The sequence below is a fragment of the Enterobacter sp. CPE_E890 genome, from assembly GCF_046521475.1.
GTDB lineage: Bacteria > Pseudomonadota > Gammaproteobacteria > Enterobacterales > Enterobacteriaceae > Enterobacter > Enterobacter adelaidei.
Genome location: NZ_JBKFZW010000001.1, coordinates 2976554 through 3001881 on the forward strand (window position 1 = coordinate 2976554; position 25328 = coordinate 3001881).

The window sequence follows — 25328 nt, forward strand, 5'->3', positions numbered from 1 at the left end:
GAAAATATGAATAAACATTACCTCGCCCTCTTCACTGCACTGACGCTCAGCGCCGGCGTATATGCGCAAACAGCACCGCTGACTATTCCGCATCCAACCCAGTTTGATCAGTTAACTCAGCCGTCTGCCGATGTAACGATGCCTGAAAGTTACGTAAAGGCAATTGCTCAGCAGGCCTACATTTGGGGCTGGCCAATGGTGAACCAATTCAACCGCCGGGAAACCATCACCAAAGCGCCCTATCCTGCACTTAATGGTGGGATGGTTCCTGTCGCGCCAATGGGTCAACTCAGCATGCTGACAGACTATATTAAACCAGAAGAAACCTTCGTCACCTGCCCCAATCAGGATGTTGCATATGGTCTGGGCTTCTTCGAGTTAGATAAAGAACCGATAGTTATTCAGGTTCCCGATTTCGGTGAGCGTTTCTGGGTTTACGCTCTCTATGACGCACGCACGAATCAAATTGGTAATGTTGGTAAACCTTACGGCACCAAGCCTGGATTTTATTTATTTGTCGGGCCGAACTGGAAAGGCGAAACACCGAAGGGGATTGCAGGGATTATCCGTTCGTCTACTGAAATGGCCAACGTTATTCCGCGCGTACAGATGGATGATACCCCGGAAGATCGTAAAGCGATTCAGGCTCCAATAAAAGAAATCATGACCTACCCGTTAAACCAGTTTGACGGGAAAATGAAATCCTTTGAATACTCAAAAATTCCGGCTATTGGTGATAAACCAGATGCCAGCGCAGGCGAGACGCGCTGGGTGGTGCCTGAGAAATTCTTTGATCAATTCGCAAATGTGCTGGAAAAAGTGCCGCCACTGCCTGGCGAAGAGGCCATGTACGCTCAGTACCGCCATCTGGTAGAGGCCGGGAAGAAAAACCCTGAGGTGCGCAAATGGATGGATGAAACAGCCATCGAGACGGATAAAACGGTTATTGCAGAATTCTTTAAATGGAAGAATAACGGCGTACCTGCCGGCAATGGCTGGAACCGTTCTAAAAATAACGCCGAGTTCGGTGTGGACTACTACAACCGAACCGGCACCTCCAAATCGAATATGTTCGATAACAAACCGAACGAAACCCAGTATTTCTACACCGACAATGATGCCGCAAACGTACAGCTTTCCGGAGCCCATGACTACACGGTAACCTTCGCAAAAGGCGAACTTCCTCCTGTAAAAGGGTTCTGGTCACTCACGCTTTACAACAGCAAGCATCTGTTTAGTCCAAATGAGCTTAACCGTTACTCTCTGGGGACGAAAAATAAAAATCTGAAGTACAACGATGACGGCTCTCTGACACTGTACGTCAGCAAAAATCGCCCATCAGAGGATAAAGTGAATAACTGGCTTCCGGCACCTGACGGTAACCTGTCACTCTATATCCGCGCTTACTGGGGAGAGCAGTCGATTCTCGATGGCACCTGGCAGCCACCGAAAATTGAAACGGTAAAATAAGCCTAACTAATGACCCTTTGTTTAAAACTTAGGGTCGTTTTACTTACATATACACAAGGTCTACTTTTCGCTTCAGACCGAAATCGATCGTTACGCTTTGGTCGAGTTCAGATGAGCAAATTCAGTAAACCACTGCAAAGGCTCTAGTCACGCATAGGGGAAACAGGAAAATTACTGTAGTGGAGGGTGGAAAAGGCAATAAAAAACCACCTTTCGGTGGTTTATACGACACTGCTTATCATTGATTTTATTCTTCTGTTCCCATGGTAGCCGGAGTGGGACTTGAACCCACACAGCGCGAACGCCGAGGGATTTTAAATCGTGCGCTTTCTTAAATAACATCAATTAGATAGCGCACTTTTTCATAACATCAACTGTTAGCGCCATCTATATCATTCAGTTAATTACAGTAAGTGAGTAGCCAATATTACGTATCCATTGACCACATCTTTGATCCCCTTTACTGTGTATGCATCCAGCAAAAAAGGATTGTTTTATGACAACCGCAAAAGAGTCGAATGCAGGAGCAATGCCTGAGTTAACTGATTTTGCTATCAGTTACTGTGCGTACACGGAACACGTTCTGTTACACGCCAAATTCACAGACACTATGGCTTCTGTCCCATCATGGCCGTCGGTGCAATTCCCTGATCAAACGATCTGCCTTTCTCGTAGACAAGCTGAAAATCTCCTGCGTGAATTAAAAAAAGCCGTGGATTACATAGATGCTGGCATTGAGCATCCTTCCATAAAATTCATCGACTAAAAGGTGTGTCATGTTCGTTGAACTAGTTTATGACAAGCGAAATGTTGAGGGGCTCGAAGGAGCCAGAGAGATCATTCTGGCCGAGCTGACGAAGCGGGTGCACCAGATTTTCCCTGATGCCGAAGTGAAGGTGAAGCCGATGCAGGCAAACGGCTTGAATAGCGATGCCAGCAAAAGCGATCGGGAAAAACTAAACCGCATGCTGGAGGAAATGTTTGAAGAATCCGATATGTGGTTAGTAGAAGAATAACTACGAAAAAATCCTGATAAAACTCCAGGTTATCAGACTATCTCTTTCGCGTTAATATCATCAGCTATAGTCAGCCAGTGGAATGACGAGACGTTTGGGTGATAGTTCATTGAGCTGATTAACCGAGTGATTTGGTGGTAGGCATAAATAATTAGAGGCATGGTTATGGAAGACGGTGTTTTGCAGGACATAAAAATATCATTGAGGTATGACGGTAAGGACGCATTAAACCATGAGATAGACTTGAATTGTCTTGGCGAGTCGCTTAAGGGTTTTTCTAAGGTTCTTTCTACTGCCGCATCTTTTTCTGCAACACAAAAGTACAGCAAATTAGTTACATATCAGGATGTTAAGGTTTATGCCAGAGAGGCTAGAGCAAACTGTTTTACTCTTGATGCTGTCCTTAACTTTGTTACCCAGAACCAGTTGTTCTCGGGGATCGCTGCAACTATACTGGGTGCAATACTTCAATACATTTTTGCGAGAAACTCCAACAAGAAAGATGAAATGAAAGCTCTGCAGCAGGTTCTTGAAAAAGCCATTGAGGCACTAGGAAACAAGGATGCAGGAACCATCGATAAATTGATCTCAGTGATTGATAAGATGGCCGTAGAGTTACGCCCATCAGTTAGGCAGGCTGTTTCTCCTATAGGCAATACATGCGATCAGATAAGCATATCTACCAACATTGATGGTTGCCTAGTAAAAGTTGATGAGCAAGACAAGGCTCAAATCGACATGCTTGACGATGATGAGGTTCTTGGTCTCAGAGAGTACCGAGCTTATCTTACTGAGTTTGATGCTCAAAATATGACGGCAAAAATAATTTTAGATGGTGACGAATCCAAGAAGAGAATTACATCTGATATTAGTGACCCCGCCGCAAGCAAGAAAAATAATCCTTATCTCAATGCTCTGAGTGCCTACATTTCCACTAAGGGAGATGTATCTTCAATCTTTACGATTACCGCAAAAGCAACCGTAAAGAAAGGACAGATTAACAGGCTTTTTATAGTCGATGCAAAATGACATCCCCAAGCAGACCACCGCGCCGGGTGTTTCACTCGGCTTTCCTACTCTTCCCAGTCCTGATTTTTAGCAAAGCATCCAGTTCTTTACTTGCGTCTTTGCGACGCAGGAAGAAAGACTCCTCTTTTTCACGCTTCATCTCCCTTTCAATCATAAGAACAGGTTCGACCGGCACAGCCTGCAATGCAGCTATACAATCCTCACGTGTAAATAGAAGCGGAGCTCGAGGTCTATCACTTATACGGTAAGCCTTTAGCCTTCCTTCCAAAACCCATCGCGTCACAGTCCCCCTTGAGATGCCAAGTAGCTCGGCAGCTTCCTTTCGTGTCAACGTTAGCTTTTCCATGGATGCCATCGCAATCCTGTTCGGATACAGCCATCCTTACACAAAACGCTTTACGGGTGTATATATCATGCCAAAACTACGCATAGACCTTACCGATGATTCTCTCATTGACCTGAAATACATAACAAACGATTCGGGATTCACCGCTAAATATTTTTACTCACTGATGAAGCGGGGCGAGTTCCCTGAGCCGATAAAGCTAGGCAGGAGTTCGAGATGGTTACTGAGGGATTATTCTGAATGGAAAGCCAGACATATTGAGAGAAGAGACGCGAGGAAAAGTCTCAAGTAAACTGTAGTTCGGTAGCTAGGCATGAACACTGAGCAACCAACCGCCGCCCGTTCTTGCATACGACGGGCGGCGGTTTTTTTTACGATCCCTGTTCCTGCTTTAAAGCCACTTCCGTTTGTTTCTGTTTCTGATTCCAGATGCTACTCGCTGGCATTTCTACACGAACGCTGACGAACTGGTCAGCCGGGATGTCAACCGGCTCGCCATCTGCCAATCCAGCACGCTCATTCCTGGCAAATGCTGGAGCTGAAGTATGGGCGCGGTGATATGTTTTTACCAGCACAGAGCCGTCGGCGTTAACCTCATAATCCAGCCATATGAGCGGTTGCTTATTCCTGTCAGTAGGAATCTCAAAACCTCCGTCAATACCGCCCCAGGCAGCGTCTGAATTGAGTGCTTCACACCCATCAATGAGATATTGGCCTACATCCAGACGAGTGACCGTAACGCCTTCTGATTCATCGTTGGTTTTGTAATTGCCATCACCATAAATTTTCACAACAGGAGACGCTACTTTTATAAAACCGTTACTGTCAACAGTGGTATTTCTGGTATCACGAGTTGTTACCATTGGTGTTAATACACCATTAAATACACCCTGCCAGCACAAGCTTCCTGAATTACCAGTGATCGTATACGGTACAAAAAAAAGAGTTCGGTTTTGTTGATTGCCAAGACTTAGACTTTGAGCATATGCATACCCCGTGCCGTTTTGTGAAGGATTTGGCCCGCCAGTATTCAATGTATAGTCACTGACTGAGGTACACCAGCCGTTCCAAATGGTAGTTAAAAAATTAAATCCTGAAACTGCACTTCCAGCTACCGGAAACGGGGATGAAAAGTCAGGGTAAATCAGCTTTTGTTTAAGTGGATAAATATTGCCCGCCTCAGAACCGATCGCCAGTCCAAGGTTAGTGCGTGCACCTGAAGCGGTTTTTGACCCTGTCCCACCCTGCTCAACAGACAAAGCAGTAGTAAGTCCTGTAAGGGACGTAATGTCACTGTTTTGCCCTTTTGCCGCCTTGCCTGAAAGAGATGTGGTAATGCTATTCCAAGCTGGGCCCGTCCATGCCGTTCCATCCGGCAGAGTTACCGTTACATTACCAGTTCCAGAAAAAATGCTTTGCCAGTTCTGTTTGTCGTAATTCAGTCCACGCAGTGCTTCAGCACTTTGCGCCACCAGCGCGGCAGTTACCATGTTCAGCGCCACGCGGGGAACTGCTGACCAGGCCGCACCGGATTGCGTTGGCCCGGTGAAGTTACTGACAAGCGTGAGCTGCGTGCCACTGTCAACCGTTTTCACCGGGAGCGTATAGGGCACACCGCCCACAGTCGAAACGATGAAATCACCTGCCGCCAGTTCTGTTGTGAATGAAGTTCCGGTACCGCCGACAACAGCGGACCCGTTCGTCAGGGTGATGGTGCCTGCTGACATAATGGACTCCTGAATTCAGATAATAAAAAACCCGCCTAAGCGGGTTGTCAGTAAATTGCATCTATGACGGGAATAGCGAGACTTGTCAGCCTTCGCCCTACAACACTGTATTGCGATGTCCATGAAGCGGCATTTCTTCCTCTTCCGGCGCGCACCAGATTTCCATTACGGATAAGTCCAGCCCATTTAATGTAGTCCCAGCCTGTGTAGACCTCGCTGTTATAGCCATAGCGCCCAAGTAGTATCATGCCCTCACCAATATCGGTGTTTGACCATGACGGCGTATAGGTCTGGTTCCGGTAGACAAAAGGCCTGCGCGTGGTGGAGAACACGCAGACACCACCCTTTATAATATTCAGGCCTCTTCCCGGGGTCGGGCTTACGCCACTGGCAAAAATAGCGATCTGCATGGTAACGGTCGCATCCTGATCGAGGCCAGAATGGTCTTTTGTTGCAATAATATTTGAACCGTCAAACTCAATTGTGACGTTATCAGCGCTCCATTTCGCAAACACCAGATAGCGATCACGGGATATATTTGTCGTCGGTGTGGCCCAGCTCCCGGTGAAAGTGACGGTGCCGCGCCAGACGCAGTAGCCCGACATTGTGGCATCAGTGATTGAGAGGAAATCAGTGCTGTCTTGAATCAGCAGCCCTCTCCCGGACGAGGCAGGGAGTATTTGCCAGATAGATGCGTCAAAGGTTTTTGCACGCCCCCAGTTATCACTCCACCAGGTATTCATGGTGATGGTGTTACCTGATACGGTAAATCCATCCAGCATGCCGATAGTGGGAATGAGGTTTGTACCCCTGTTAAGTTTGTAAACGGTATTTCGTGGGATAACGACGATCTGGCTGCCATCCACGCGCTGATTAATCGTGTACTGGTTAACATCCCATGCTTCGCTGACGTTCTGGCAAAACGAAGGGCAGCGAAGCCCGGCAGTTATTTCCATTGCCGGGCCGCCATCGGCGTAGGTAATACGTAATCCTTTTGGCATAGTTACCACTCTCCAAGAACAATCAGGTTCCCGCCGCCGAGATCGATTTTTACGCCTTTCCCGTCAATGGTGACGCCATTACCGTTCCCGGTGAACGCGAAATTACCGCTGGCGGCATACAGCGCGCCGTGCAACTCACAGTTCCCGCCTTTATCAATGTTCCAGCCTGCGCCGCCGGGACCAGCCACATAGTTTGATGATCGGATGTAATTACCGATTTTTGCATTCGTAATGCTACCGTCCTGAATAAAGGCATCACGGATGAACACCTGACCGTTATAAACAAAAAATGCAGCCTGGTAATTTCCCGGATCGCTTCCCGAGTAGATACCAAACTGATCGGCAGCAAAGACCACTGTAGATTTATAGGTACCGCCGGATGGCTCAATCGACATGCCAAAACCAGTGTTGTATTTCACACCGTTTCTGACTATCCCCATATTAAGTGTGTAAGACGCTTTCGCCGTTCCATCACTATTAACCTCAGCTGTCATTTTCTGGTTAACAGCAGATGTTAATTCACCGTTTGGCCCTATCTGCGCTTGAACATAATTATCAAGACTTGCGTACGCCCCCTCAAGGGTTGCAACTGTGGTTTTAACGGTGAGTATTTCTGCTTTTACCTCCCCGTATTGCTGGTACTGATGTTCAACCGTTCCGTGATTAGCCAGGGCATTCTGCATGGCTGCTTCGAGGTTGGTGTCCACGCCTTCAGAAACATTTTTGAAAGCGTCAGAATCGCGAACGGAATCATCAATGATGTCGATGAGTTCACCGGTATCTGTCTGGCACAGCGCGGCCACCTCGACGAAGGCAGACGCACCAAACGCGTTGATGGTTCTGATATACCAGTAATAGGTATGCCCGTTTTTCAGGTTGTGACTGGTCCATGTCGTGCCCATACCCGCGCGCGTGGCTCCGGCCTCCACTGTCGCCGTATCAGCGCTGGCAAGCGGCTGCTCCCCTGACGTCCAGAAATCAAACTGGGTGGAGACGTTTGTCACAGCTGCTAGGCGGGGAATGAGCATCACAGCAAAAAACGCCTGCTCTACCGTAACACCCGATGGCGGAGGCGGTGCCTCAATGCTGAATTCAAGATATGCCTCAGGTGATGATGCCCCCATCTGATTAACGGCGGTGACGTGGGCTGTATAGGTATCCTGCAGCAGACCAGTTAATCGCGTGAAGGAGCCGGGAACCTGGGCTGTGAGTACCGGCTGGCCATTCCTGCGAATGACAATCTGGTTATAGACAAACTGCCCGATGTTCTGCCAGGAGAGAACGCCCTGCACCACCTGACCTATCTCCTCCACGGTGTACTTCAGATTCTGAGGCTGCGCCACCCCACCAGGTGGAAGCTGGGTAAACGGTGGGCGATCGATGGGCTTACCAATGGCATCCCCCCACACGTCAGCAGTTTCCTGCTTCAGCGTGATCTGCACGCCGTTCTGCACGCCAAATTTCCAGTCTGTCACGCGCATCTCAACGTTAACGATCCCAAGTGAGGGAAAATTAACCTTTACGTACATACCTGGGCGGTAGCGGTATCCACTCAGGTTAAGCGTGAGATTCATTGTGCGGGAAATGCGGGTGCGCTTAAGCTTGATGTCCGCCAGACGCTGGGCCTGAAATTCAGACGTGACAAAACGCAGCTTTAGATCCTGCGATATCTCCACGCCGTCTTCGTTTACCCACTCGCTCACAGATACTGAGGGAAAATCAGCTTCAGAATATGTCTGTTTTGGATCGACAAACGTACCGCTGATGGTGTTAACGCGCTCTGATTGAGACACCTCAGGCATGATCTCGATATCACCGGCCAGCTGACTCTCGGTAATAACTTCGGTTGCGGGGCCATAATACGCGCCAACGAGGATGCCATGTTTACCGGCGATATAGGTTGGCTCCGCTGCGCCCGCTGTCAGCATCGCCTCAAGAATGCTCGCTTTATTTTCGCTGAGGTCAAATTCCCCGTTCAGCGTGTAACGCTTTTCCGTCGTGCCGTCGCCGTTAGTCACCAGCTCGTCGCAGATGTTGGCCGCCTCCTGAAACTGATCCCAGTTAATATCAGCATCAGCGACTTTCAGGTAGCTCCGGTAATAGTCCAGCACACACAGCGCCAGATTGTTGCTGTACTCCGTGCGGCCGGTGCGTGGGTCGTATACTTTCCGGCCTGTTTTCTCAACCTTCACGTTCGGGATGCCGGACGGGAATTTCTCAGCATTGTATTTCAGAGACAGACGCAGCCAGGAAATCCCCTTGCCGATCATGTCATCTTTCCACGACGGGCAATTTGCCAACATGAAAGGATCTGCTGTCTGGCGGTCGATATGCACTTCATACGTGGCATTCTCGCCATACGAGCCAATATCGTCATCGCCCAGGTAAATGGTGCCCGTGCCTGAAATGGGGTGCCCCGCCAGAGTAATGGCAAGATGGACCCATTCACCATCAGTCTGCTCGCCAGGCTGTTCTTCAGCGAAAAACAGAGTGCCTGCAGATACGGTTCTGCCATAAACAACCGTTTTAGGGCTGGCAGCCGCGCGCAGCACCTGCTTCCGTTCCGCAGTGTCCCGGTAAGATCCCAGTGATGGCTTCTTCGTCATCATCTGTGTGGCGACCTGAGCGGCAATGGTGATTGCCATTGCGATAGCGTAGGCTCCATTGGCTGCCGCGGCGCCGGCGGCTACCGTCGCTATGATAGGGATTGCAGCAGGCATCAGCGAACCCTCCACGTACTCAGGGGCTTAATCCGAAGGCAAACCAGCCCAGTTTCACCCGGCACCCACACTGCGCCACCGTAAATTACCCCGGCGCATCGGGTACCCGCGTTTTCCACTACCGCGATATCTCCGCGCTGAGCCAACTTCACCGGCACTTCATCGAGGTATTTAGCCAGCACCTTTTCAAGTGAGCCACCGCCGCGCAGCAGCGCCTTTTTTGCGCCCGTTTCGCTGTCGTAGGTCCCGCGCCAGCCGTCGGCGAAATTATCCCCGGTCATCGCTTCCGCACAATCTGCCGCAAACAGGCAGCAGTCATGTTCGCCCCATAAAAAAGGCCGCTTTTCAGCGGCCCTTATCACGGCGATTAATCTGTTATGCCAGTCTGGATGCTTCATGCTTCCTCACGAATAGGTAAACCCTGGCGCATCTTTTTTGCTGCCCCAGTAAATTGAACGTTCTGCCATCTGCGCGACGTAACGAAATATGCGGTCGCCTGGCTGGGTGGCCTGGTGTGACTCGTCGGTATAGCGGTCCGGGAACGGTCGCTGCCAGTCCTCAAAAATATTACTTACGGTGTACTGCAGGGCATTCGTTTCACCCGCCGTTGCCCCGGTACCGGAAACCTTCCCCTTAAAAATCAAGTCCGCTACCTGAACGACGCCGTTATCATCCATCGCCACCAGATACAGCTCCGCTGGCCTTCCCACACAGCGCTCATTGAGCGTTTTAGCAAACAGCGACATACCCAGCCCGGATAGCGTCATCCTGAGCTGCGTCGGGCTTGTTGTGTTGGTTTCGCCTACATCGTCGATGGCGCCCATTGTCCCCATGCCGTAATAGACATAACCACCCAGCACCAGCGTGCCGGTACCGGAATGCACGTAGGCGGTACCGGACTCAAACTGGACATTCGCCGCCAGCACGGCGGTAACCCTGTCGCGGGATAGCCAGTCCACCATCGAATCAGAAAACGGGGAATACAGCATCAGAAAGCCTCCTCAAACTCCAGCGTATAGCTGGTAAAACCGCCAGGAATGCGATTACCGGCCCCCTGCTGGTTATCCTTTAGCTTGAAAATGCCGTATGGCTTAGCGACTTCGATTTTTCCGTTGACAGGGGGAGAAGCGCGCAGCATAGGCGCAAAAGGAATAACGGCTGTTCCTGCAGCAGTACTGGTCACATCAGCGGTGACCATCTTCAGCTCGTCATTAACGGTAAAGTAATCACCGGTGCGCAGTACCAGCCTCCCGGGTGTCCAGCCCTTACTGCCGATCTGCGTACCAGTCTGGTTCGCGTCAGAAACCACCGGGTTTCCTGCTGGCGTCCTGCCAACCCTCCCCCAGTCCCGGATCTTCACCCTGCCATATTCACCATCCAGATCGGCCACCAGCGCATCGATGCGCCGGGATTTATCGTCTGTAAGGTTGCTAAAAGTAAGAGAGCAGATCCAGCGGGTGCCGGGGAAACGGACGGTCTGTGATGCACCATTAAACGGGGAACGAAATGTTTTAGTGTTACTTTCCGGCCGCCACGTCAGCGACGCCGGACATACATCTTCAGGCCATTCAAGCACAGCCATAGTCACTCCTTAGTTAAACGCCAAGCATCCTCCTGGCCTGACCGTTGGTCTGAAAATCACTCAGCATGTCCTGACGCGCTTTTTTAGCACCATCGGCAGCACCCTGACGCGCGGCCTCCTGCATAGCACGATTAAGCGCGGCGTCACCGTTACCAGAAACATTGATATGCTGCGTGATATGGATTTCTCCGCCGCCTCCCGAAGCCGTTTGAGCTCCTGTTACCCGAACGCCGAGTGAACCATCTGCAGATCGCGTGAGCGGCATAATGGCTTCCGGGCCTGCCTCCCCCATAAGCCCAGCACCTTTCGCAAAAGCAAAGTATGTCGGTGATCTGACTATGCTGTTACTGTAAGCACTGAGGCTGGCAGATGCGTAAGCGCCCCCCTTAGCGTTGAGCTGAAGGCCAGATGCTGCCGAATTATAAGAACCAGACGGTGTTGAGCCACCAGCAGAACCGCCAAACAACCCGCCAAGGAAACCACCACCGCCCATAGAAGACTGCAGAGAGTTGACGATCATCGCGTTGAGGATAATTTTCTGCATTGAAGCAAGCACTGATTTCGACCAGTCCTCCCAGTCAACCTTGTTACCAGCAAGAGCTTCAGAAATATTCCCCACAAGCCCAGACATGCTGTTGTTAACCAGATCAGCAGATTGTGAGGCATAATCCGACGCAGTATCTGCCCAGTTAGCAAAGCCCTCTTTCATGCCGGCTGCCCAGTTGCTCCTCTGGGCATCTGATGCAGTATAGAATCCCTGTTGATCACGCAGGCGCTCATCGAGAAAGCGTTTATTCAGGTCCAATTCCTGTCGATACAGATCTTCCGTGATATCGCCAGACTGATATTGGCGTTGGAGATCAACATTTTTCTGCTGAAATTCCTCCCTGATACGCAGCATTTCCTGCATACGCTCACGCGTACGGCTCCCCTGCCCGTATCCAGTGAGCTCAGCTTGATTTGATGCACGCGAGCTGGCGTTGGCATCAGCAAGGTTTGCTTCATATGCTGCCAGTTGCTCACGAATTTTCTGCTGATCAATAAGCGCGGCATTCTGCAAAAGGGTCTGCTTCTGGGACGCTGTCAACGTCGCCAGTTCGCCCTGGCTAACCTGGTATTTCAGTTTTGCCAGTTCGGTATTTTGACCCTGCAAGGCGATCTGCTCTTTTTGCTGCTTTATAAGGCGTTTATAAACATCCTCTGTTTTTTCGCCTTCGGTTTTACCACCTTTTGCCCTGGGCTTGTTGGTCTCATTATTTTTCCATTCCATAAGACCGTTATTTATCAACTCCTGACGGGCTGTCTGGAATTGCGGTTCACTGGTTAATCCCAGGTCATCGGCGGCATAACTCAACCGTAAACGTTCTTTGGCCTCACCCTTCAGGCGTGACAACTCCAGATCCCGACGGCTCTTTTCGAGGGCATCGGTTTGCTTTTTGTCAAGATCTGCCTGTGGAAGTCTGAGCGGGACGTTAGCCAGCCCCTGACGCGCCATAAGAAGTTGGTTACCTAGCCCCAACAGGTGGTTAAATTCAGTATGCTGACCATTCATCATGATCATCGACTGATATACCGCATTCTGTCGCCAGGCTTGTTCGCGAATTAAATCATTACGACGCCGTTCAATTTCTTCGAGAGCCTGCTGTATGCCGCGAGATTTATCTCGCATGTCATTTAATTTTCCCTCTTCAACAGCAAGTTGATCAGTAACAATAGCTATCGCTCTCAGTATATTTGCATCGTTCTCGCTGTTAATGCCCGGCTTTCCACGCGATGCGTTCAAATCATCGATCTGGGTCTTCAACTCACCAACCTTTTTGGCTTGCTCATTAATCAGACGATTTTGCTCTACCAGAGCACCAACAGTCCTCCCCCTATTATCGTCTGTTTCAGACAAAGACATGCGGGAAGTTTTTTCTCGTATCTCGTCGATTTGACTGGCATATTCCTGAGCAGAACGCCTAGCCTGCTCCTGATTCTGATACATCGCATACCAGGCACCTGCCCCGAGCATCACCAAACCCGGTACGCCGCCAATAAGTCCAAGGGCACCACTCATGAGCCGAGTGCCGACAGATGTCACACTATTGAGATTACTTTGGGTCGAAACACGATTTGAGATGTTACGGTTTAAAGCAGCCTGAGCGGCAGCCAGACGCCTTTCAGCTACAGCCTGAGCGTCGGCATTTTTAGCTGCTACCAGCCCTGCCTGCGCGCGTTCAAGTGCTGTTCTGGCTCGCACCTTTTCCGTAGCTGTACCGCTGGCAAGAGCGGTCGTAAGTCTGGTATGGGCCGCAGTGACTTTTGCTTCAGCCGCCGCGACTTTTTCTTGCTGAGCCGCCTGAACATCTGCACTTCTTGAACTCTGTACTGCTTGCTGAGCCCGATAAACTTCAGCCCTGGAAGCCGCAACAGCAGACTGCGCCGCTTTATCCTGCGCGACTGCAAGAGCAACCTCTGATTTCGCAGCTGAAATTAACGCACCTGTTGCACTCGTGGCACTGGTTACAACTCCGCTGAGGTATTTTGCTAACCCAACGCCAACTAGCGCTCCAGCAACTGTTGTTATGGTGGACATATTGTCAGCAACTTCACTGAGAGCACCGCTAACTGCTGATGATGTAAAAGAATCAAGCGTCTGTGCGATACCGTCCAGCCCACCAGACAACGCATCGGTAGCCCCAGTAGCCTGATTGACACCACCAACCCAGGCCATGAATGAGTTTGTTACTTTTTGTAGGGACCCGGATACGGTTTGCGGCATGCTGGCAAATTCACCCTGCAATGCACCGAGTTGGCTCATTAACGCCGGAACAACCTTATCAATAGTAAGTTGCCCCTGATCAGCCATACTTTTCAGGTCTTTTCGAGCCACGCCCATTCCGGCGGCCAGAGCTCGGATTACCCGATCACCCGCTTCGTTAACCGCGTTAAATTCTTCACCGCGAAGAACACCTTGCGCCAGAGCCTGGCTGAATTGGGTTATAACCGAGCTTGCCTCCTGCGTATTTGCCCCGGAAAGCTTAAGACCGGTTGAAACAGCCTCTGTAATTTTCAGAACTTCGTCAGAGCTATACCCGTATTCTCGCATTGAAGCAGCTGCGCGTGAAAAAAGGTTTGCGTTATCGGAAAACGCCGTGCCTGTTCTTTGACTGATTTCCATTAACTGACGCTGGGAAGCAGCAAAATCATCAGCAGAGGATGATGCCTGCTTGAGGCGCGCGTTTACGGAATTCCACTCATCGGCGATTTGTACAAGCTTGCCCGTTGCAAATGCTGCCGTAGCTGCAGCAGCAGCCCTTCCTGCAGAGGCAAAACCGTTAGTCAGATCGGATAACGCTCTTTCGCTTTCACGCGCGGCAGCGGCGGCCTGACGGCCACCATTTTGCATAGTCCGATAATAATCCTGCCCCATTCGCGAGGCGCGTGAAATTTCCGTCTGGAATGACTGCGAGTTAGCGGAAATTTTGATTATTAACTCACGTAAGGTTGCCATCAATTTTCTCCAGGCGAAAAAAAAGCCCATTAACGGGCTTTTTGTTGTGATATAAATTTCATGGCTTATCTAAAAATTCTCTCAGAGCTTCCGATTTATTGCAGGAATCTTTATTAACAGTCATCCCTGCCTCTTTTTGCTTTTGACAGAAATAGTAGTAATCATCGTTTGTTTTTATATAGCCCATGAATTTAATAAAAGCTTTTTTACACAATTCAGGATTTGCATGATCAGAGCAAACCGTAGAAGTATAGCTTTGCAACTCATTTGGTTCTAATGGAGCCAGTGTTTGAGTTGCACTTGATAAACAACTGAAACCATAAAATAATACAAATAGAACTAGTTTTTTCATTTTCTTCACCAAATTATAAAAAAATAATCCTATTCTTTTACAGTTCATTTGTCACTGAGTTGCAGCTGTAAGTGCCGCCTCAAGCCCTGCAAACGGGTCCTTCGGTTCTGATTGCTCATCACCACCCCATCGCAGGATCGCATCGTCCAGCGGTACTTTTGCCCCCTGCGAACCGTAGATGGCAGAGACGAGCTGGGCTGCCTGAATGTCGCCACGGATATCGCCAACCGGACTTTGCCTGTCGAACTCAATCCACATCAGAAGCTCGCTTGCCGTCATATTCTGCCGAAGCTCTGAGAGCGTGCGCCCCATCCGGAGCGCAAGCAACATCAGAAACTTTACGCCGGGGGTTGAGACTTTTCCCGCGCTTCGTCCGCGTTGTTGATCAGGTCAAGCGCCTGTTTGAGCAGGCGTGAATGGATGGGTCCGTAAATTTCACGCACCTGCTCTTCTTCTTCAGCACTGAATACCGGCTGCTTATCGGTATCACACAGAACATCAATGAACAGAACCACATCAGCGCAAAGATTACGGTGTGCCTTCTCAGACACCGACACATTTTCATCTTCCGCGCCTGCTTTCACCACTTCCTGCCAGCGAAGCCAGGCTTCACCGGATGGCTCACGCAATACAACTTTGACACCTTCCCACTCAGGGACAACGACCGTCTTATGGCGAAAGCCAGCCATTTTCGCCATGGCTAATTGTTTTAAAGTTTGCGACATCGCTTATCCATGCCGGGACAACCCGGCATCTCCATTAACTGATAGTAAGGGTACAGGTAGCTGAGGTAACCGTTTTGACCGGAGAAGAAGAATCCGTAACCACACAGGTGTAATCACCTGCATCACCTGAAACTGCGCTGGCTTTATTAAAGGTATCGGATGTCTGCCCGCTGACGGTGCTACCTGCCTTCTTCCAGGTGTAGGCATACGGAGGCTTACCACCGGCAGCTACTACAGCCATGCTGATCGCAGCCCCCACCGCTACAGACAGTGAGGAATGAAGATCAGTGGTCAGTTTGAGTACAGAGTCAATCGGGACAGGCTTGCCTTTAAGGCGCAGTGAGAATGTAGCTGCCACAACACCATTGGTACCAGATGACCAGGTATGCTGGCGAACTTCGGCCAGAAACTTAAAACCATTACCTGACGGGAAGATAATCTGGAAGCCGTAAGTGGTGTCGTTGTCATAAGCATCACGCAATGCGTTCTGCGCGGCATTCAGGAAGAAGTTACCAGACAGAGAAATCTCTGAAGGAGCCGGGAGGCCGTTGGTGTTCTCCTGCTCAGTGGAACACAGTGTGGTGGTGTCAATATCCTGTTTCTGTCCACCTGTAAACTGAGCTTCTTTGAGGGTGCAACTCAGATCAAGGTAGGTGGCAGAATCCATTGCCTCTTTGGTTGTTGGCAGTGACGAAATGAGGATTTTCGTCAGCTGAGACTTTTCATAAAGTGCAGACATGGTTGTCTCCTGGAAAAAGAAAACCCGCCAGTTGGCGGGTTCATTGAGTGAATGATGTGTCAGGGGGTAACTTTAAAATCCAGGGTGGCGCGGTAGAGACGATAATCTGGCTCGTAACCGGAGATTTTTACCACCTCAGTAGGGTTTAATGGCTTAAGCGAAGCGAGGGATAACCCTCTCAGAGAGCGTGATTCTGTTATGGTTGCGGAATACACATCGACCTGGACGGAAACCCTGCTCTCTGCCTGTCCACACAGCACATCAGTGGAAACATCAGAAACGATGGAAAAGATAATCCAGGGCGGTGAGATGGACGGTTTGCCGTCTTCGCCAAGCGGCGCGACATAAGGATAAACCTGTCCACCAGCCAGAGATGCCAGCAGTAGGTAGATATCGTCTTCCGTCATTTGCTGAGCACCTCATCAATAGCCTTGTTCATTCTTGCTATTGTCACCCGAGCTACCTCCTCCTCTTTTGTGTCATACGCTGGGCGAACGAAAGGATGCGCTGGCATATTTGCAGTACCTAGCTCAATGAAGCGCCAGTAGAACGCATTACGCGCGTTGCTGGCCTTCATTGTATTGTCGCTGTTACCGGTTCTGAGATTTACACCACGAATATGAACCCCTGAGGATATTTCACCTCTTTTACGACTGCGCTGTGTAACAACTACCACATTTTTCTTCAGTTTCCCGGTACGCACTGGCGCACGGGCGATCACCTCTTCCTTAAGCACTTCGGCCCCGGCACGTGTTGCATCGCGCAGAACCTTGTTATTTTCAGCGCGGCTAAGCGCCTCCAGGTCTTTTGCGATGTCATTCAATCCGGAAAAATCGAGATTAATGTCGATCACTTTTCCACCCCCAACTTACAGAGAACCTCAAGCAGAACCCCTTTTGCATCAGGTATTGGGGGACCAACAACATTCAGGGTGTTCCCTTTAAATGGCCCTGTCGTAACCTTAATTCGGGAGGCTGCCGAAACATCATACCGATACCGCATCCATACCCGTACTGTTGCCTCAGCTGTTTCAGCACCAGCGGCCACCAGCTCACGCCCACTGATGCCTTTAACTTCAGCTCGGGTGTTCGCTCCGTCCACCCATTCCTCTACCGGTTGCCCGGAAGAATCCCGCGTTGTCGTGAAGTTCTGGATGGTAATGAGATGCCGTAGTCTTCCAGCCTGCATATCCCCTCCTACGTACCAGGACTTATCCGGTATGGCTTGAGAATTGCCTCAATCCCGAATGGCAATGTGGTTGTGATATTCCCGATATTTACTGGCTCACGGTTTTCATACCAATGCGAAACCAGAAGCATTAAAGCCAACCTGATATCATCAGATACCAGTAAACCATCAGGGTCTTCTGCGGGCACTTCATTCTCATAGAGGCGGCGATTAACAATGATTTCGGAATGCTTCACTGAGGCTTTGAGGTAAAGGGATAGCATCTGATCTTCAGTCGAATCATCGCTATCAATTCGACACTGAAGCCTGAGTTCTGGAACAGTTGGAAACATGCTTTGCTCCATACAAAAAACCCACTAACAGCGGGTTATTTTTTTGATTTCTGTGGAGCTGGCTGCTCTGGCTGCTCTGGCTGCTCTGGCTGCTCTGGCTGCTCTGGCTGCTCTGGCTGCTGATCAGCATCAGGTTGTTTTTCACCACCTTCAACTGTATCAATGACCCCCAGCTCTTCCGCAATAACTAAAAAGCGATCTGGCAACTCACCATCCTGATAAGAACCAGCTGCAACAACTTCCACGCGACAGCCATCAGGGTACCACTTAACATTCTTTTTAAGTATTAACATAACTTAATCCTGTAAAAATGGGGGCTGTCGCCCCCGTGATGAATTAAGCCCCGGCACCAATCTGGAGCAATTTAATCGCCTGGGAATCAGCCAGCATCCCACCAGTGCGCTTGGTAGTGTAAAAGCCGACAAATGGCTTATTGGTGTACGGGTCGCGGAGAATGCGTGTGCCAATACGATCAACAATGGTATAACCACGTTTGAAGTTACCGAATGCAATTGCTTTAGCATCGGCCGCAATGTCAGGCATTTGTTCGTTCTCAGCCACACCATACCCAGCCAGAGTCGAAGGCTGACCAAGCTCAAGACCAGGACGCCACAGATAGTTGCCTTCAGAATCTTTCAGGATTCGAGCAGCGAACAGACTGCTATTGTTCATCATGAACTTAGCCCCGTTACGATGTACTTTTCGCAGGGTGTAAACCAGCTTGATGATCGCATCAGCAGTCAAACCAGCAGTAGCGCCTGAGAGAATGTGCTGAAGAGTGCCGAATGCGCGGGTTTTATCATCATCCAGTGATGAGGCATAGGCCAGAAAACCTTTTGGTTTCTTGGTCCCGTTACCGCTGGTGAAGGCGATCTCTTCCTGCTCTGCAAACTCAATCGCCAGTTCGCTGTTGATCCAGTCTTCAACATTGAAGAATGCGTCATCCAGCATCGTTTGAGTGGCTTGCGGGTTGCCGTAGATTTCCCCCATAAAAGGCTCAATCTGACCGAGTTTGGAGGCATCAGTTGCAGGACGGGGATCGGTTTCGCCTACCCAACCTGAAGCAGACCCACCGAGGTTAACCAGTTTTTTATAGTTTGCGCCCCCGACTGTGATTGTTGTCGCTTCCTGGCGCATCACGACTTCGTCTTTCAGAAGATCAATAATGGCGCGATCCAGCTCTTCAGGAACAGCAAAACCGCCATCTTCATCAACACCTACCTGCAACGCTTTACGTTCCAGGTCGCGAAGTCCATCATCATTCCCCTTACGCATAAAGGTAATGAATGCTGTTTTATGTTCCCCCGCAACCTTACTTTGGGTACCACCGCCAGGACGTTTAACCTGTTTCAGTTCTTCTTCCAGAGAGGTTTTAAGCTCATCAAGAGCACTCAATTTCCCATTGAGAGTTTCAACTTCACCCGCGAGCTTGCCTTTCTCACTTTCAAGCGCCTCAATGCGCTTGTCATTTTTAGAACGGAAGTCGTCAAACTTTGCCTGCAATTCCTGCGCGACCTGCTCTACGTCTTTAATTTCAACAGCCATAGTTAAACTCCTGATTAAAATTTGATGTTTTTCAGTGCATCCAGTGCGCTCACCACATCACCAGCATCACGCTGGGATAGTGAGCCATAGCCCCCGGCCATGAATGCTTTGGCCTGGGTGCGTGAGAGCCCAACATCGCGCAGGACTCGTTCAATACATTTCTGTGATGGGGTTTCACCACGGGCGACAGCGCTTTTAACATCGCTGATACGCGCCTCATCGTTTGATGGAAACGTCACCGGGCTGACTTCCCAGAGGTCGATCTCCTTCAGGAGAAAAACCTCTTTCGTTCTGTCGTATTCCCAGTCTTTCAGTATGTAACCAATAGAAAGGCCGGTTAAAGAACCGGCCTTCATATGGGCATGTGCTCGCTTTGCCAGAGGATCGTCATCAATCAGCAATCGCCCCTTGACGTATAATCCGACCTCATCCTCTTTCATCTCAGTGTAAATACCGATGGGTTCATCCATACGGTGCTGCCAGAGTAATGCAGGGAGAGCATTCTTTTCTTTCCATGCCTGAAGGGAGCCCGAAAAAGCGCCTGGCACAACAACATCATCGTAGCTGTCCTTTACGCCAAAAACAGAGCCATAGCCTTCAAACTCCCCGCTGTCGCTGACAGACTTTAGCTGTAGCGGAATATCCAGCCGCTGTTTAGTCATCGGCATTATGTTGTTCCTCGGTTGTTTTGTTCTTGCTGCTGTCTGACGGCTTCGTCGTCATGTTCATTGGCGTAAGGTAAATATCTCCGCCTGCGCGTGGGTTAAGTTCTTCAAGTTCCCGACAATCATTAGGCGAATAAATGCCCCAGTTAATTCCGGTTGCATAGGATTCGAATCGGGATTTCATATCCCCGCGTAACAGCGCGCCTGCATTGAATTTTGCGTAGAAGGTGCCCTGCTTTGACTCCTTTACCAACCCAACGTTAATGCGTTGCTCAATACGGGTCATGTAAGGCACTAGAGAATAGTTGATAAACCCAATACCGAGGTTTTCGATATTGCTGAAGGTTGCGCGATCAGTGTTTTGTACCAGATGAAGAGGAACTCGGAATAAGCGACAAATCTCCTCAAGCTGGAATTTCCTTGTTTCAAGGAACTGACTATCTTCAGCATTGAGAGCCATAGATTTCCAGTCGAGCCCCATTTCAAGGATCATCGGTCGGTGGGCATTACTTAATCCAAGATGGCGGTCTTCAAAGTCTTTTTTCAGGCGGCCATACGCCGCATCGCTAAGAGTTTGCTCGGTTCTTAATACACCCGTTGTCACCGCACCATTACTGAATAATCGCGCGCCGTGTTCTTCGGTAGCCATCCCAAGAGAAATCGCCTCTCTGGCATAAGCTACCGGATTAAGGCCGACCAGGCCGTCAAGGGTCAGCGTCCTTACATGCCAGATATCATCCTGACCAAGAACGTCTGTAGACCCATCCGGAAAAGTCACCATGTAAACTGGTTGCCACTGGCTGTTTAGCTTTGGTTGGACGCACCCCGGATCGAGTGGAAGTAGTTCAACTACCTCCCCCAGAGCTTTTACCTTGTAAGCGTAAAAGTTTCCCCGCAGACAAAGACAAACGATAACGAGCTCCCAAAACTCCTGCGGTGTCATATAGTCGTTAGGCTTCATTGAGAGCAGCTTATAAAGCCGCTCTCCCGTTGCTTTCTGTTTTGTGTTGCCTGAGGATTTAAAAAGGTTACATGGCAGCATCCCCATCGATTCTGCAAGAACCCTTACACACCCAAAAACTGCCGTCAGACGCATAGCTCTCTGGCTGCTGACACGCTTTCCGGTATAAGTGTCGTAAGTCATTCCCACCGCTTCAGCCAGTTCTGCCGGTGATGTTACTGGCTGGCTACTTTTTGCAAACATTCCGGGGAAAAACATCAGTCACCTCCCGTAGAGTTCGTCGCCAGAGAGGCAAGAAACTTAGCCATTAGCCATGACCAGACGATGCACAACATGCCACCAGCAATATAGCCTGCTGGCTGATAAATCATCCATGCACCAAATGAAAGCAAAAAGGCACCCATCACTCCAACCAGAGGAGTGAGAATTTGAAGGATCATAATCGCCTCGATTAAAGTGAGCGTATGCCGTGAGATTCAATGCGGTCGGAGAGTGTGTCCTCTTTCTCAAAGAGCATCGAACGACCAATTGCCATAATCAATGCGACCGCGCCGTCGATTTTGTTTTCGTTCTGCTCCTTGATGGGCCTGACCACATCATCGTTACCTGGCAGATATTTCCCGACCACATTACTGATACACCAGCTCATGATAGGGTTCCCATCGTGATGAAAACGGCCAGACTCAATGGCAGCCTCAAGCTCCTTCATCGGGTCGGACATGTTGGTATAGTTCTGGGTTATCGTGATTGGGTTAAGCTTTTCGTCCGCAAGATCATGTGAAAGGCCTGTCGCCCCAAACGGATCTATAGGTGACTCGCTAACCGGGTTCAGTTTGTTCGCCGCCTTTGCTTCTTCAAGAATGTAGCGGTAATCAACCTCTGCCCCATCCGTTACTGTCAATACTCCCAGCTCAACCCATTTCTGAAAGCGCTCGGCGGTACGGCGGTCTTCGTTTTTCTCAACACTATAAACAGTGTCATAGGGAACCCAGAATTTAGGAGCAACGCAGTAATAGTGAGTTTTCCCGTCTATCTCCCGGGCGAACAAACGCACCATGCTGTTCATATCCAGCTTTCGTGCCATATCAAATGCCAGGACACATGGCTGCCCCTCAAATTGCTCAAGGGTAAGGGTTTCATCCTCGCACCCTTGCCAGGATACCAGGTTGAAAAATGCCGCTCTGGCTGCAACCCAGATATTCAGATGCTTCGTTTTAAATACACCTGCCTGGCGGGCATTATTCACAGCGCGTATTTGCTGGCTGAGCAGAAAATCACGATAGACAGACACCCCCATATTCGGGTTTGCCTTTTCCAGGACCTTAGGGTCCGTCCAGTCGTCACCCTCATCCACTGTATAAATCACGCCAAACAGCTCTTCATTCGGGACTGTACCATTTAGCATTTCAATCACTTCACGGCGCTTGTCATAACAAGGCCCTTCGATGTTATATCCCGCTGTCGTTATCGCCCACATCAAGGGCTGACGCCGTGCTCCCATACCTGTCAGCATGGTGGTATATAAAGCATCCGTAGGATGTTCATGGTATTCGTCAACAATGGCGCAGTGTGGTGATGCCCCGTCACCAGGATTACCAATCAGCGGTTCAAAGCGCGCTCCATCTTCCGGTCGGTTAAGATTAGAGGCGTTTACTTCTATGCCGAACGCTTCCACCAGCAGAGGTGTGCGCTTGCACATCAGGCGTGCTGGTCTGAAAACTTCCCATGCCTGCTTCTCTGTCGTGGCACCGGAATATACCTCGGCCCCAAATTCGTTATCACAGGTGAAGCAGAACAGCGCCACGCCAGCAGAAATTGCGGATTTACCATTCTTGCGCGGGATCTCAGTGTAGACTTCGCGGAACCGGCGAAGCTTAGTCCCTTTCTGTACCCAACCAAATGCACAGCACACTATGAACAATTGCCACGGCTCCAGGGTGATCGGCATCCGTTTGAATGCCCATTCGCCCTTTGTATGAGGCAAGAGTTGAATAAACTTCGCGGCTTTCTCCGCCATATCCTTGTCAAAGCGGTATCTGAATTTTCGGCTTTTTTCCCTGGCCATATCGTCAATATGGCGCTGACAGGCATCAATGACATACTGACACGCCGGAATTTTCCCCCGCACAACGTTTCGGGCGTACTGGTTCGCGGCGTTAACGTTTGGGTACGATTTCCGGCTCATGAGTTAATCATCTTCAGGAAGGGGTTAGAGGTTTTCTTCTGTCCAGCGAGCCCAATCAGGCGTTGACGACTGCTTGGATCAAGACCAAGCATTGAACCGGTAGAGCTCATTTCCGATTCCTGTTCTTTCTTGGCTGTCAGTTCCGGATTTTTAATTTTCCCGCCCATAGCGCCGAAGATAGAAAGTCCATCCGAGGCAATATTCTTAACGGCCCTGCGCCAGAACTCGTAAGCGACACACCAGCGTTCAAGTACAGCAAGGTCTGTAACACAGAGCAGCCCCTGACCACATAGCTCTTTTGTTGTCAGCTCCCACATGATCGCTGCGAGAGGAAGATCATCCTCTTCAAACCACTCCGGTGGTGCCACACCCTTAATCGGGGTAAACACCGGTTCGTCTTTATTCAGGGCTCGCTTTCCGGGGTTGCCAGCCAGCTCCTTGCGCGCCGTTGGCTTGGGTCGACGCCCGGAACGCCCCGCCGTTCCAGCCATAAGCGACACTCCTGGTTAAATTTCATTTTTCGCGGGTATAAAAAAACGACTGAGGCGGCGGTCCTTTGGGCGGCAGGCTACAGAGATTTGATCCCCCCCCACCTGAATGATAATTGATATCATTTGAATGCATATAGTTGCATTTGCAATCATTTCACTGTAATGATAATCAGTATCATTTGATGCGTTCGCGCCCTGTTTTGGTGCGGTGGCAGGGCCAGCAGAGGCTTTCGAGGTTAGAGTCATCATCAGTACCGCCGTGTGCCTTTGCCTTGATATGGTCAACCGTCTTTGCAGGCTCCACACGTCCACCACGCAGGCAGTTCTGGCAGATGTGTTTGTCGCGCGTTAACACTCGTGCGCGAATGATGTCCCACTTACTTCCATACCCTCGTTCATGTCGGCTCTTACCCTGCTGGTGCTGCTGCCAACCTTCATTGCGGTGCTTTTCGCAATATCCTGAACGGTCAGTGGTTGTGCCTGGGCAGCCACGCTTTCTGCACGCGCGTGGGATTAGTGCTGGCATCGCTCTATCCTCACTAGAATTGACTATTTGATAATGCTGAGTATCTGATCCCCAAGCGTTGCCGTTTCACGTATCTCCTGTACAACGTAGGAGGCGTGTTCGCGGCTTATGGCGTAGATGGTGAAAGAGAACTGACGCCCTTCGTTATCTGAGAAGTTAACACTGAACGGATACCAGTCTTTACCTTCGTGATGAACGGACATTGGTATGTTTTTCATGATTTATCCTTTAGAAGGGATATTCAGTGCTTTATCCCTTAGAGGGGATAACCATTATCATGCCCACCAGCAGGTGAGCTTTGTAATGGCTACGATTCCACCGCGTTATGCAGCACTTCCTGACGGGAAATATGCTCGTAACGAGATACCGTCTTCCCGTTCTGGTTCATCACGTAGGCGACCTCACCGGGTTTAAGGAAAACATTTTTGTCCATTCCAGATACCGCGATGCTCTGCTGTTTGGGATTAAAGCCAACGCTCAGGCCGCAATGAATCTCTTCGCCGCCGCCCGGCGACATCACTTTTACTGTTAACATGCTTCTTCTCCTTCTTCTGGTAATAGAAAGCCCCGCTATTGCGAGGCTATACATTCTTTGCCACTTCCCGGAGTGGCCACGCTCATGCCCTTGAGGTGCTGTCGCTTCATCGCCGCTTATAACCGGTGCGCGTCTGGCGTTCGCGCTGCTTTACCGGAGCTTTTTTTGATATATGAACCCTCACCCATCACTACACAGGCTCGCCATTATGCGACTCGGGGCAGCATCATGACTGCTGCATTGCCTTTCGGCTGCGGTCTTACCGCTTTGCTACTTGATTTCGAGCTTCTCCTTCTGGCAGTTCGTCTGCCACGCTTTGTTATGCACCAGGATGTCGCGCTTAGTCTGCTTATCCAGTACATCCCAGTCATGATCTGTTGCGTAGATAGGATTTACCCAGTCACATGCTGTATCGACTACCTCAACCCTTGCGGGTCCAGTTTGTGCGCAGCTCACGATCAACATCGTCGCCAGGCATATGGTTAACCGTCTTCTGTACATTGCTGGCCTCTTTCGTTGCTTCTACCCGACGTTCGGCTACTGCTTCAGTGGCTGCAGCCTTTTCTTCAGTACGCTGCTGGTCTGCTTTCGCTTCCGCTTTGCTGGTGCCACGTGAATGACCAATGCCAAAGGCACCAGCGATAGCAGCCATGACCAGGGCAGCAAGACCAATGATTGTTTCTAATCCCATATCAAC

31 protein-coding genes are annotated in these 25328 nt (G+C 50.0%); 4 read left to right on the plus strand and 27 right to left on the minus strand.

Translation table 11 applies throughout. The annotated features are described in order from the left end of the window. Positions 1-6 precede the first annotated feature (6 nt). The 4 genes from ACLHV9_RS14605 to ACLHV9_RS14620 all read left to right on the plus strand — a co-directional run bounded on the left by ACLHV9_RS14605 (position 7) and on the right by ACLHV9_RS14620 (position 3515). Positions 7-1470: a DUF1254 domain-containing protein gene (locus tag ACLHV9_RS14605; protein ID WP_407220707.1), complete on the plus strand. Its 1464-nt coding sequence runs from the start codon at positions 7-9 to the stop codon at positions 1468-1470. 496 nt (positions 1471-1966) lie between these two features. Next, entirely contained in the window at positions 1967-2236 is a 270-nt protein-coding gene (locus ACLHV9_RS14610; RefSeq protein WP_407220709.1) for a hypothetical protein, read from the plus strand. A gap of 10 nt (positions 2237-2246) precedes the next feature. Continuing rightward, entirely contained in the window at positions 2247-2486 is a 240-nt protein-coding gene (locus ACLHV9_RS14615) for a DinI family protein (RefSeq protein WP_219773498.1), read from the plus strand. A 165-nt stretch (positions 2487-2651) separates the two neighbouring features. Continuing rightward, entirely contained in the window at positions 2652-3515 is an 864-nt protein-coding gene (locus ACLHV9_RS14620; protein WP_128348749.1) for a hypothetical protein, read from the plus strand. A gap of 31 nt (positions 3516-3546) precedes the next feature. Here ACLHV9_RS14620 and ACLHV9_RS14625 read toward each other — a convergent pair whose 3' ends face one another. The 27 genes from ACLHV9_RS14625 to ACLHV9_RS14755 all read right to left on the minus strand — a co-directional run bounded on the left by ACLHV9_RS14625 (position 3547) and on the right by ACLHV9_RS14755 (position 25322). Further along, the gene (locus tag ACLHV9_RS14625; protein ID WP_407220711.1) at positions 3547-3870 is read right to left on the minus strand and encodes a helix-turn-helix domain-containing protein; all 324 of its coding nucleotides are present in this window, start codon (positions 3868-3870) and stop codon (positions 3547-3549) included. A 362-nt stretch (positions 3871-4232) separates the two neighbouring features. After that, positions 4233-5588, minus strand: a complete 1356-nt coding sequence (locus tag ACLHV9_RS14630) for a phage tail protein (protein ID WP_407220713.1) — start codon at positions 5586-5588, stop codon at positions 4233-4235. Positions 5589-5635: 47 nt separating this feature from the next. Continuing rightward, positions 5636-6589 carry a DUF6453 family protein gene (locus ACLHV9_RS14635; protein ID WP_407220715.1) on the minus strand — a complete coding sequence of 318 codons (954 nt, stop codon included), beginning with the start codon at positions 6587-6589 and terminating at the stop codon, positions 5636-5638. Positions 6590-6591: 2 nt separating this feature from the next. Continuing rightward, entirely contained in the window at positions 6592-9309 is a 2718-nt protein-coding gene (locus ACLHV9_RS14640; RefSeq protein WP_407220717.1) for a DUF1983 domain-containing protein, read from the minus strand. Further along, entirely contained in the window at positions 9309-9707 is a 399-nt protein-coding gene (locus ACLHV9_RS14645; protein WP_231079216.1) for a DUF6950 family protein, read from the minus strand. Before ACLHV9_RS14645 ends, ACLHV9_RS14640 begins: the two co-directional genes overlap by 1 nt. Before the next feature lie 6 nt (positions 9708-9713). Then, complete coding sequence (locus ACLHV9_RS14650) at positions 9714-10298, minus strand: hypothetical protein (RefSeq protein ID WP_407220718.1); 585 nt, start codon at positions 10296-10298, stop codon at positions 9714-9716. Then, the gene (locus tag ACLHV9_RS14655; protein ID WP_289783993.1) at positions 10298-10891 is read right to left on the minus strand and encodes a hypothetical protein; all 594 of its coding nucleotides are present in this window, start codon (positions 10889-10891) and stop codon (positions 10298-10300) included. Before ACLHV9_RS14655 ends, ACLHV9_RS14650 begins: the two co-directional genes overlap by 1 nt. Positions 10892-10904: 13 nt before the next feature. Continuing rightward, positions 10905-14387: a phage tail tape measure protein gene (locus tag ACLHV9_RS14660; RefSeq protein ID WP_407220719.1), complete on the minus strand. Its 3483-nt coding sequence runs from the start codon at positions 14385-14387 to the stop codon at positions 10905-10907. 58 nt (positions 14388-14445) lie between these two features. Then, positions 14446-14739, minus strand: a complete 294-nt coding sequence (locus tag ACLHV9_RS14665) for a hypothetical protein (protein WP_071785226.1) — start codon at positions 14737-14739, stop codon at positions 14446-14448. A 51-nt stretch (positions 14740-14790) separates the two neighbouring features. Further along, complete coding sequence (locus ACLHV9_RS14670; protein ID WP_407220720.1) at positions 14791-15069, minus strand: DUF4035 domain-containing protein; 279 nt, start codon at positions 15067-15069, stop codon at positions 14791-14793. A gap of 8 nt (positions 15070-15077) precedes the next feature. Continuing rightward, positions 15078-15464 (minus strand): phage tail assembly chaperone, encoded by a 387-nt coding sequence (locus ACLHV9_RS14675; RefSeq protein WP_191604132.1) that lies wholly within the window; start codon positions 15462-15464, stop codon positions 15078-15080. A 34-nt stretch (positions 15465-15498) separates the two neighbouring features. Further along, the gene (locus ACLHV9_RS14680; RefSeq protein ID WP_407220722.1) at positions 15499-16203 is read right to left on the minus strand and encodes an immunoglobulin domain-containing protein; all 705 of its coding nucleotides are present in this window, start codon (positions 16201-16203) and stop codon (positions 15499-15501) included. Between the two features lie 59 nt (positions 16204-16262). Further along, a complete protein-coding gene (locus ACLHV9_RS14685; RefSeq protein WP_279796014.1) occupies positions 16263-16610 on the minus strand; it encodes a hypothetical protein in 348 nt (115 codons plus the stop codon). Continuing rightward, positions 16607-17056 (minus strand): HK97-gp10 family putative phage morphogenesis protein, encoded by a 450-nt coding sequence (locus tag ACLHV9_RS14690; protein WP_407220723.1) that lies wholly within the window; start codon positions 17054-17056, stop codon positions 16607-16609. The genes ACLHV9_RS14685 and ACLHV9_RS14690 overlap by 4 nt, the downstream gene beginning before the upstream one ends. Then, positions 17053-17391: a phage head closure protein gene (locus ACLHV9_RS14695; RefSeq protein WP_407220724.1), complete on the minus strand. Its 339-nt coding sequence runs from the start codon at positions 17389-17391 to the stop codon at positions 17053-17055. Before ACLHV9_RS14695 ends, ACLHV9_RS14690 begins: the two co-directional genes overlap by 4 nt. A gap of 8 nt (positions 17392-17399) precedes the next feature. Then, positions 17400-17723 carry a head-tail connector protein gene (locus ACLHV9_RS14700; protein ID WP_407220725.1) on the minus strand — a complete coding sequence of 108 codons (324 nt, stop codon included), beginning with the start codon at positions 17721-17723 and terminating at the stop codon, positions 17400-17402. A 35-nt stretch (positions 17724-17758) separates the two neighbouring features. After that, the gene (locus ACLHV9_RS14705) at positions 17759-18016 is read right to left on the minus strand and encodes a hypothetical protein (RefSeq protein ID WP_407220727.1); all 258 of its coding nucleotides are present in this window, start codon (positions 18014-18016) and stop codon (positions 17759-17761) included. A 43-nt stretch (positions 18017-18059) separates the two neighbouring features. Beyond that, entirely contained in the window at positions 18060-19268 is a 1209-nt protein-coding gene (locus ACLHV9_RS14710; RefSeq protein WP_130104466.1) for a phage major capsid protein, read from the minus strand. Positions 19269-19282: 14 nt separating this feature from the next. Continuing rightward, the gene (locus ACLHV9_RS14715) at positions 19283-19936 is read right to left on the minus strand and encodes an HK97 family phage prohead protease (RefSeq protein ID WP_407220728.1); all 654 of its coding nucleotides are present in this window, start codon (positions 19934-19936) and stop codon (positions 19283-19285) included. Continuing rightward, entirely contained in the window at positions 19923-21152 is a 1230-nt protein-coding gene (locus ACLHV9_RS14720) for a phage portal protein (RefSeq protein ID WP_407220730.1), read from the minus strand. The genes ACLHV9_RS14715 and ACLHV9_RS14720 overlap by 14 nt, the downstream gene beginning before the upstream one ends. Beyond that, on the minus strand, positions 21152-21334 hold the full coding sequence (locus ACLHV9_RS14725; RefSeq protein ID WP_407220732.1) for a hypothetical protein: 183 nt from the start codon (positions 21332-21334) through the stop codon (positions 21152-21154). Before ACLHV9_RS14725 ends, ACLHV9_RS14720 begins: the two co-directional genes overlap by 1 nt. A gap of 11 nt (positions 21335-21345) precedes the next feature. Beyond that, positions 21346-23079 carry a terminase large subunit gene (locus tag ACLHV9_RS14730; RefSeq protein ID WP_407220733.1) on the minus strand — a complete coding sequence of 578 codons (1734 nt, stop codon included), beginning with the start codon at positions 23077-23079 and terminating at the stop codon, positions 21346-21348. Next, positions 23076-23570, minus strand: coding sequence for a phage terminase small subunit P27 family (locus ACLHV9_RS14735; protein ID WP_014071184.1), 495 nt, complete (start codon positions 23568-23570; stop codon positions 23076-23078). The genes ACLHV9_RS14730 and ACLHV9_RS14735 overlap by 4 nt, the downstream gene beginning before the upstream one ends. Before the next feature lie 175 nt (positions 23571-23745). Continuing rightward, complete coding sequence (locus ACLHV9_RS14740) at positions 23746-24096, minus strand: HNH endonuclease (RefSeq protein ID WP_045281476.1); 351 nt, start codon at positions 24094-24096, stop codon at positions 23746-23748. Positions 24097-24119: 23 nt separating this feature from the next. Beyond that, a complete protein-coding gene (locus ACLHV9_RS14745) occupies positions 24120-24314 on the minus strand; it encodes a hypothetical protein (protein ID WP_407220735.1) in 195 nt (64 codons plus the stop codon). 89 nt (positions 24315-24403) lie between these two features. Next, positions 24404-24631 (minus strand): hypothetical protein, encoded by a 228-nt coding sequence (locus tag ACLHV9_RS14750; protein WP_057060355.1) that lies wholly within the window; start codon positions 24629-24631, stop codon positions 24404-24406. Between the two features lie 421 nt (positions 24632-25052). Then, positions 25053-25322: a hypothetical protein gene (locus ACLHV9_RS14755; protein ID WP_407220737.1), complete on the minus strand. Its 270-nt coding sequence runs from the start codon at positions 25320-25322 to the stop codon at positions 25053-25055. Positions 25323-25328 lie beyond the last annotated feature (6 nt).

Excerpts from the sequence above, each read along its gene's own strand:
- ACLHV9_RS14670 (WP_407220720.1), bottom strand. The coding sequence starts at position 15,069 with ATGTTGCTTGCGCTCCGGATGGGGCGCACGCTCTCAGAGCTTCGGCAG.
- ACLHV9_RS14605 (WP_407220707.1), top strand. The coding sequence starts at position 7 with ATGAATAAACATTACCTCGCCCTCTTCACTGCACTGACGCTCAGCGCC.
- ACLHV9_RS14705 (WP_407220727.1), bottom strand. The coding sequence starts at position 18,016 with ATGTTAATACTTAAAAAGAATGTTAAGTGGTACCCTGATGGCTGTCGC.
- ACLHV9_RS14715 (WP_407220728.1), bottom strand. The coding sequence starts at position 19,936 with ATGCCGATGACTAAACAGCGGCTGGATATTCCGCTACAGCTAAAGTCT.
- ACLHV9_RS14640 (WP_407220717.1), bottom strand. The coding sequence starts at position 9,309 with ATGCCTGCTGCAATCCCTATCATAGCGACGGTAGCCGCCGGCGCCGCG.
- ACLHV9_RS14720 (WP_407220730.1), bottom strand. The coding sequence starts at position 21,152 with ATGTTTTTCCCCGGAATGTTTGCAAAAAGTAGCCAGCCAGTAACATCA.
- ACLHV9_RS14740 (WP_045281476.1), bottom strand. The coding sequence starts at position 24,096 with ATGCCAGCACTAATCCCACGCGCGTGCAGAAAGCGTGGCTGCCCAGGC.
- ACLHV9_RS14660 (WP_407220719.1), bottom strand. The coding sequence starts at position 14,387 with ATGGCAACCTTACGTGAGTTAATAATCAAAATTTCCGCTAACTCGCAG.
- ACLHV9_RS14750 (WP_057060355.1), bottom strand. The coding sequence starts at position 24,631 with ATGTTAACAGTAAAAGTGATGTCGCCGGGCGGCGGCGAAGAGATTCAT.
- ACLHV9_RS14625 (WP_407220711.1), bottom strand. The coding sequence starts at position 3,870 with ATGGCATCCATGGAAAAGCTAACGTTGACACGAAAGGAAGCTGCCGAG.
- ACLHV9_RS14610 (WP_407220709.1), top strand. The coding sequence starts at position 1,967 with ATGACAACCGCAAAAGAGTCGAATGCAGGAGCAATGCCTGAGTTAACT.
- ACLHV9_RS14620 (WP_128348749.1), top strand. The coding sequence starts at position 2,652 with ATGGAAGACGGTGTTTTGCAGGACATAAAAATATCATTGAGGTATGAC.
- ACLHV9_RS14675 (WP_191604132.1), bottom strand. The coding sequence starts at position 15,464 with ATGTCGCAAACTTTAAAACAATTAGCCATGGCGAAAATGGCTGGCTTT.
- ACLHV9_RS14735 (WP_014071184.1), bottom strand. The coding sequence starts at position 23,570 with ATGGCTGGAACGGCGGGGCGTTCCGGGCGTCGACCCAAGCCAACGGCG.
- ACLHV9_RS14755 (WP_407220737.1), bottom strand. The coding sequence starts at position 25,322 with ATGGGATTAGAAACAATCATTGGTCTTGCTGCCCTGGTCATGGCTGCT.
- ACLHV9_RS14645 (WP_231079216.1), bottom strand. The coding sequence starts at position 9,707 with ATGAAGCATCCAGACTGGCATAACAGATTAATCGCCGTGATAAGGGCC.
- ACLHV9_RS14745 (WP_407220735.1), bottom strand. The coding sequence starts at position 24,314 with ATGAAAAACATACCAATGTCCGTTCATCACGAAGGTAAAGACTGGTAT.
- ACLHV9_RS14710 (WP_130104466.1), bottom strand. The coding sequence starts at position 19,268 with ATGGCTGTTGAAATTAAAGACGTAGAGCAGGTCGCGCAGGAATTGCAG.
- ACLHV9_RS14635 (WP_407220715.1), bottom strand. The coding sequence starts at position 6,589 with ATGCCAAAAGGATTACGTATTACCTACGCCGATGGCGGCCCGGCAATG.
- ACLHV9_RS14615 (WP_219773498.1), top strand. The coding sequence starts at position 2,247 with ATGTTCGTTGAACTAGTTTATGACAAGCGAAATGTTGAGGGGCTCGAA.
- ACLHV9_RS14730 (WP_407220733.1), bottom strand. The coding sequence starts at position 23,079 with ATGAGCCGGAAATCGTACCCAAACGTTAACGCCGCGAACCAGTACGCC.
- ACLHV9_RS14695 (WP_407220724.1), bottom strand. The coding sequence starts at position 17,391 with ATGCAGGCTGGAAGACTACGGCATCTCATTACCATCCAGAACTTCACG.
- ACLHV9_RS14655 (WP_289783993.1), bottom strand. The coding sequence starts at position 10,891 with ATGGCTGTGCTTGAATGGCCTGAAGATGTATGTCCGGCGTCGCTGACG.
- ACLHV9_RS14680 (WP_407220722.1), bottom strand. The coding sequence starts at position 16,203 with ATGTCTGCACTTTATGAAAAGTCTCAGCTGACGAAAATCCTCATTTCG.
- ACLHV9_RS14630 (WP_407220713.1), bottom strand. The coding sequence starts at position 5,588 with ATGTCAGCAGGCACCATCACCCTGACGAACGGGTCCGCTGTTGTCGGC.
- ACLHV9_RS14725 (WP_407220732.1), bottom strand. The coding sequence starts at position 21,334 with ATGATCCTTCAAATTCTCACTCCTCTGGTTGGAGTGATGGGTGCCTTT.
- ACLHV9_RS14650 (WP_407220718.1), bottom strand. The coding sequence starts at position 10,298 with ATGCTGTATTCCCCGTTTTCTGATTCGATGGTGGACTGGCTATCCCGC.
- ACLHV9_RS14665 (WP_071785226.1), bottom strand. The coding sequence starts at position 14,739 with ATGAAAAAACTAGTTCTATTTGTATTATTTTATGGTTTCAGTTGTTTA.
- ACLHV9_RS14685 (WP_279796014.1), bottom strand. The coding sequence starts at position 16,610 with ATGACGGAAGACGATATCTACCTACTGCTGGCATCTCTGGCTGGTGGA.
- ACLHV9_RS14700 (WP_407220725.1), bottom strand. The coding sequence starts at position 17,723 with ATGTTTCCAACTGTTCCAGAACTCAGGCTTCAGTGTCGAATTGATAGC.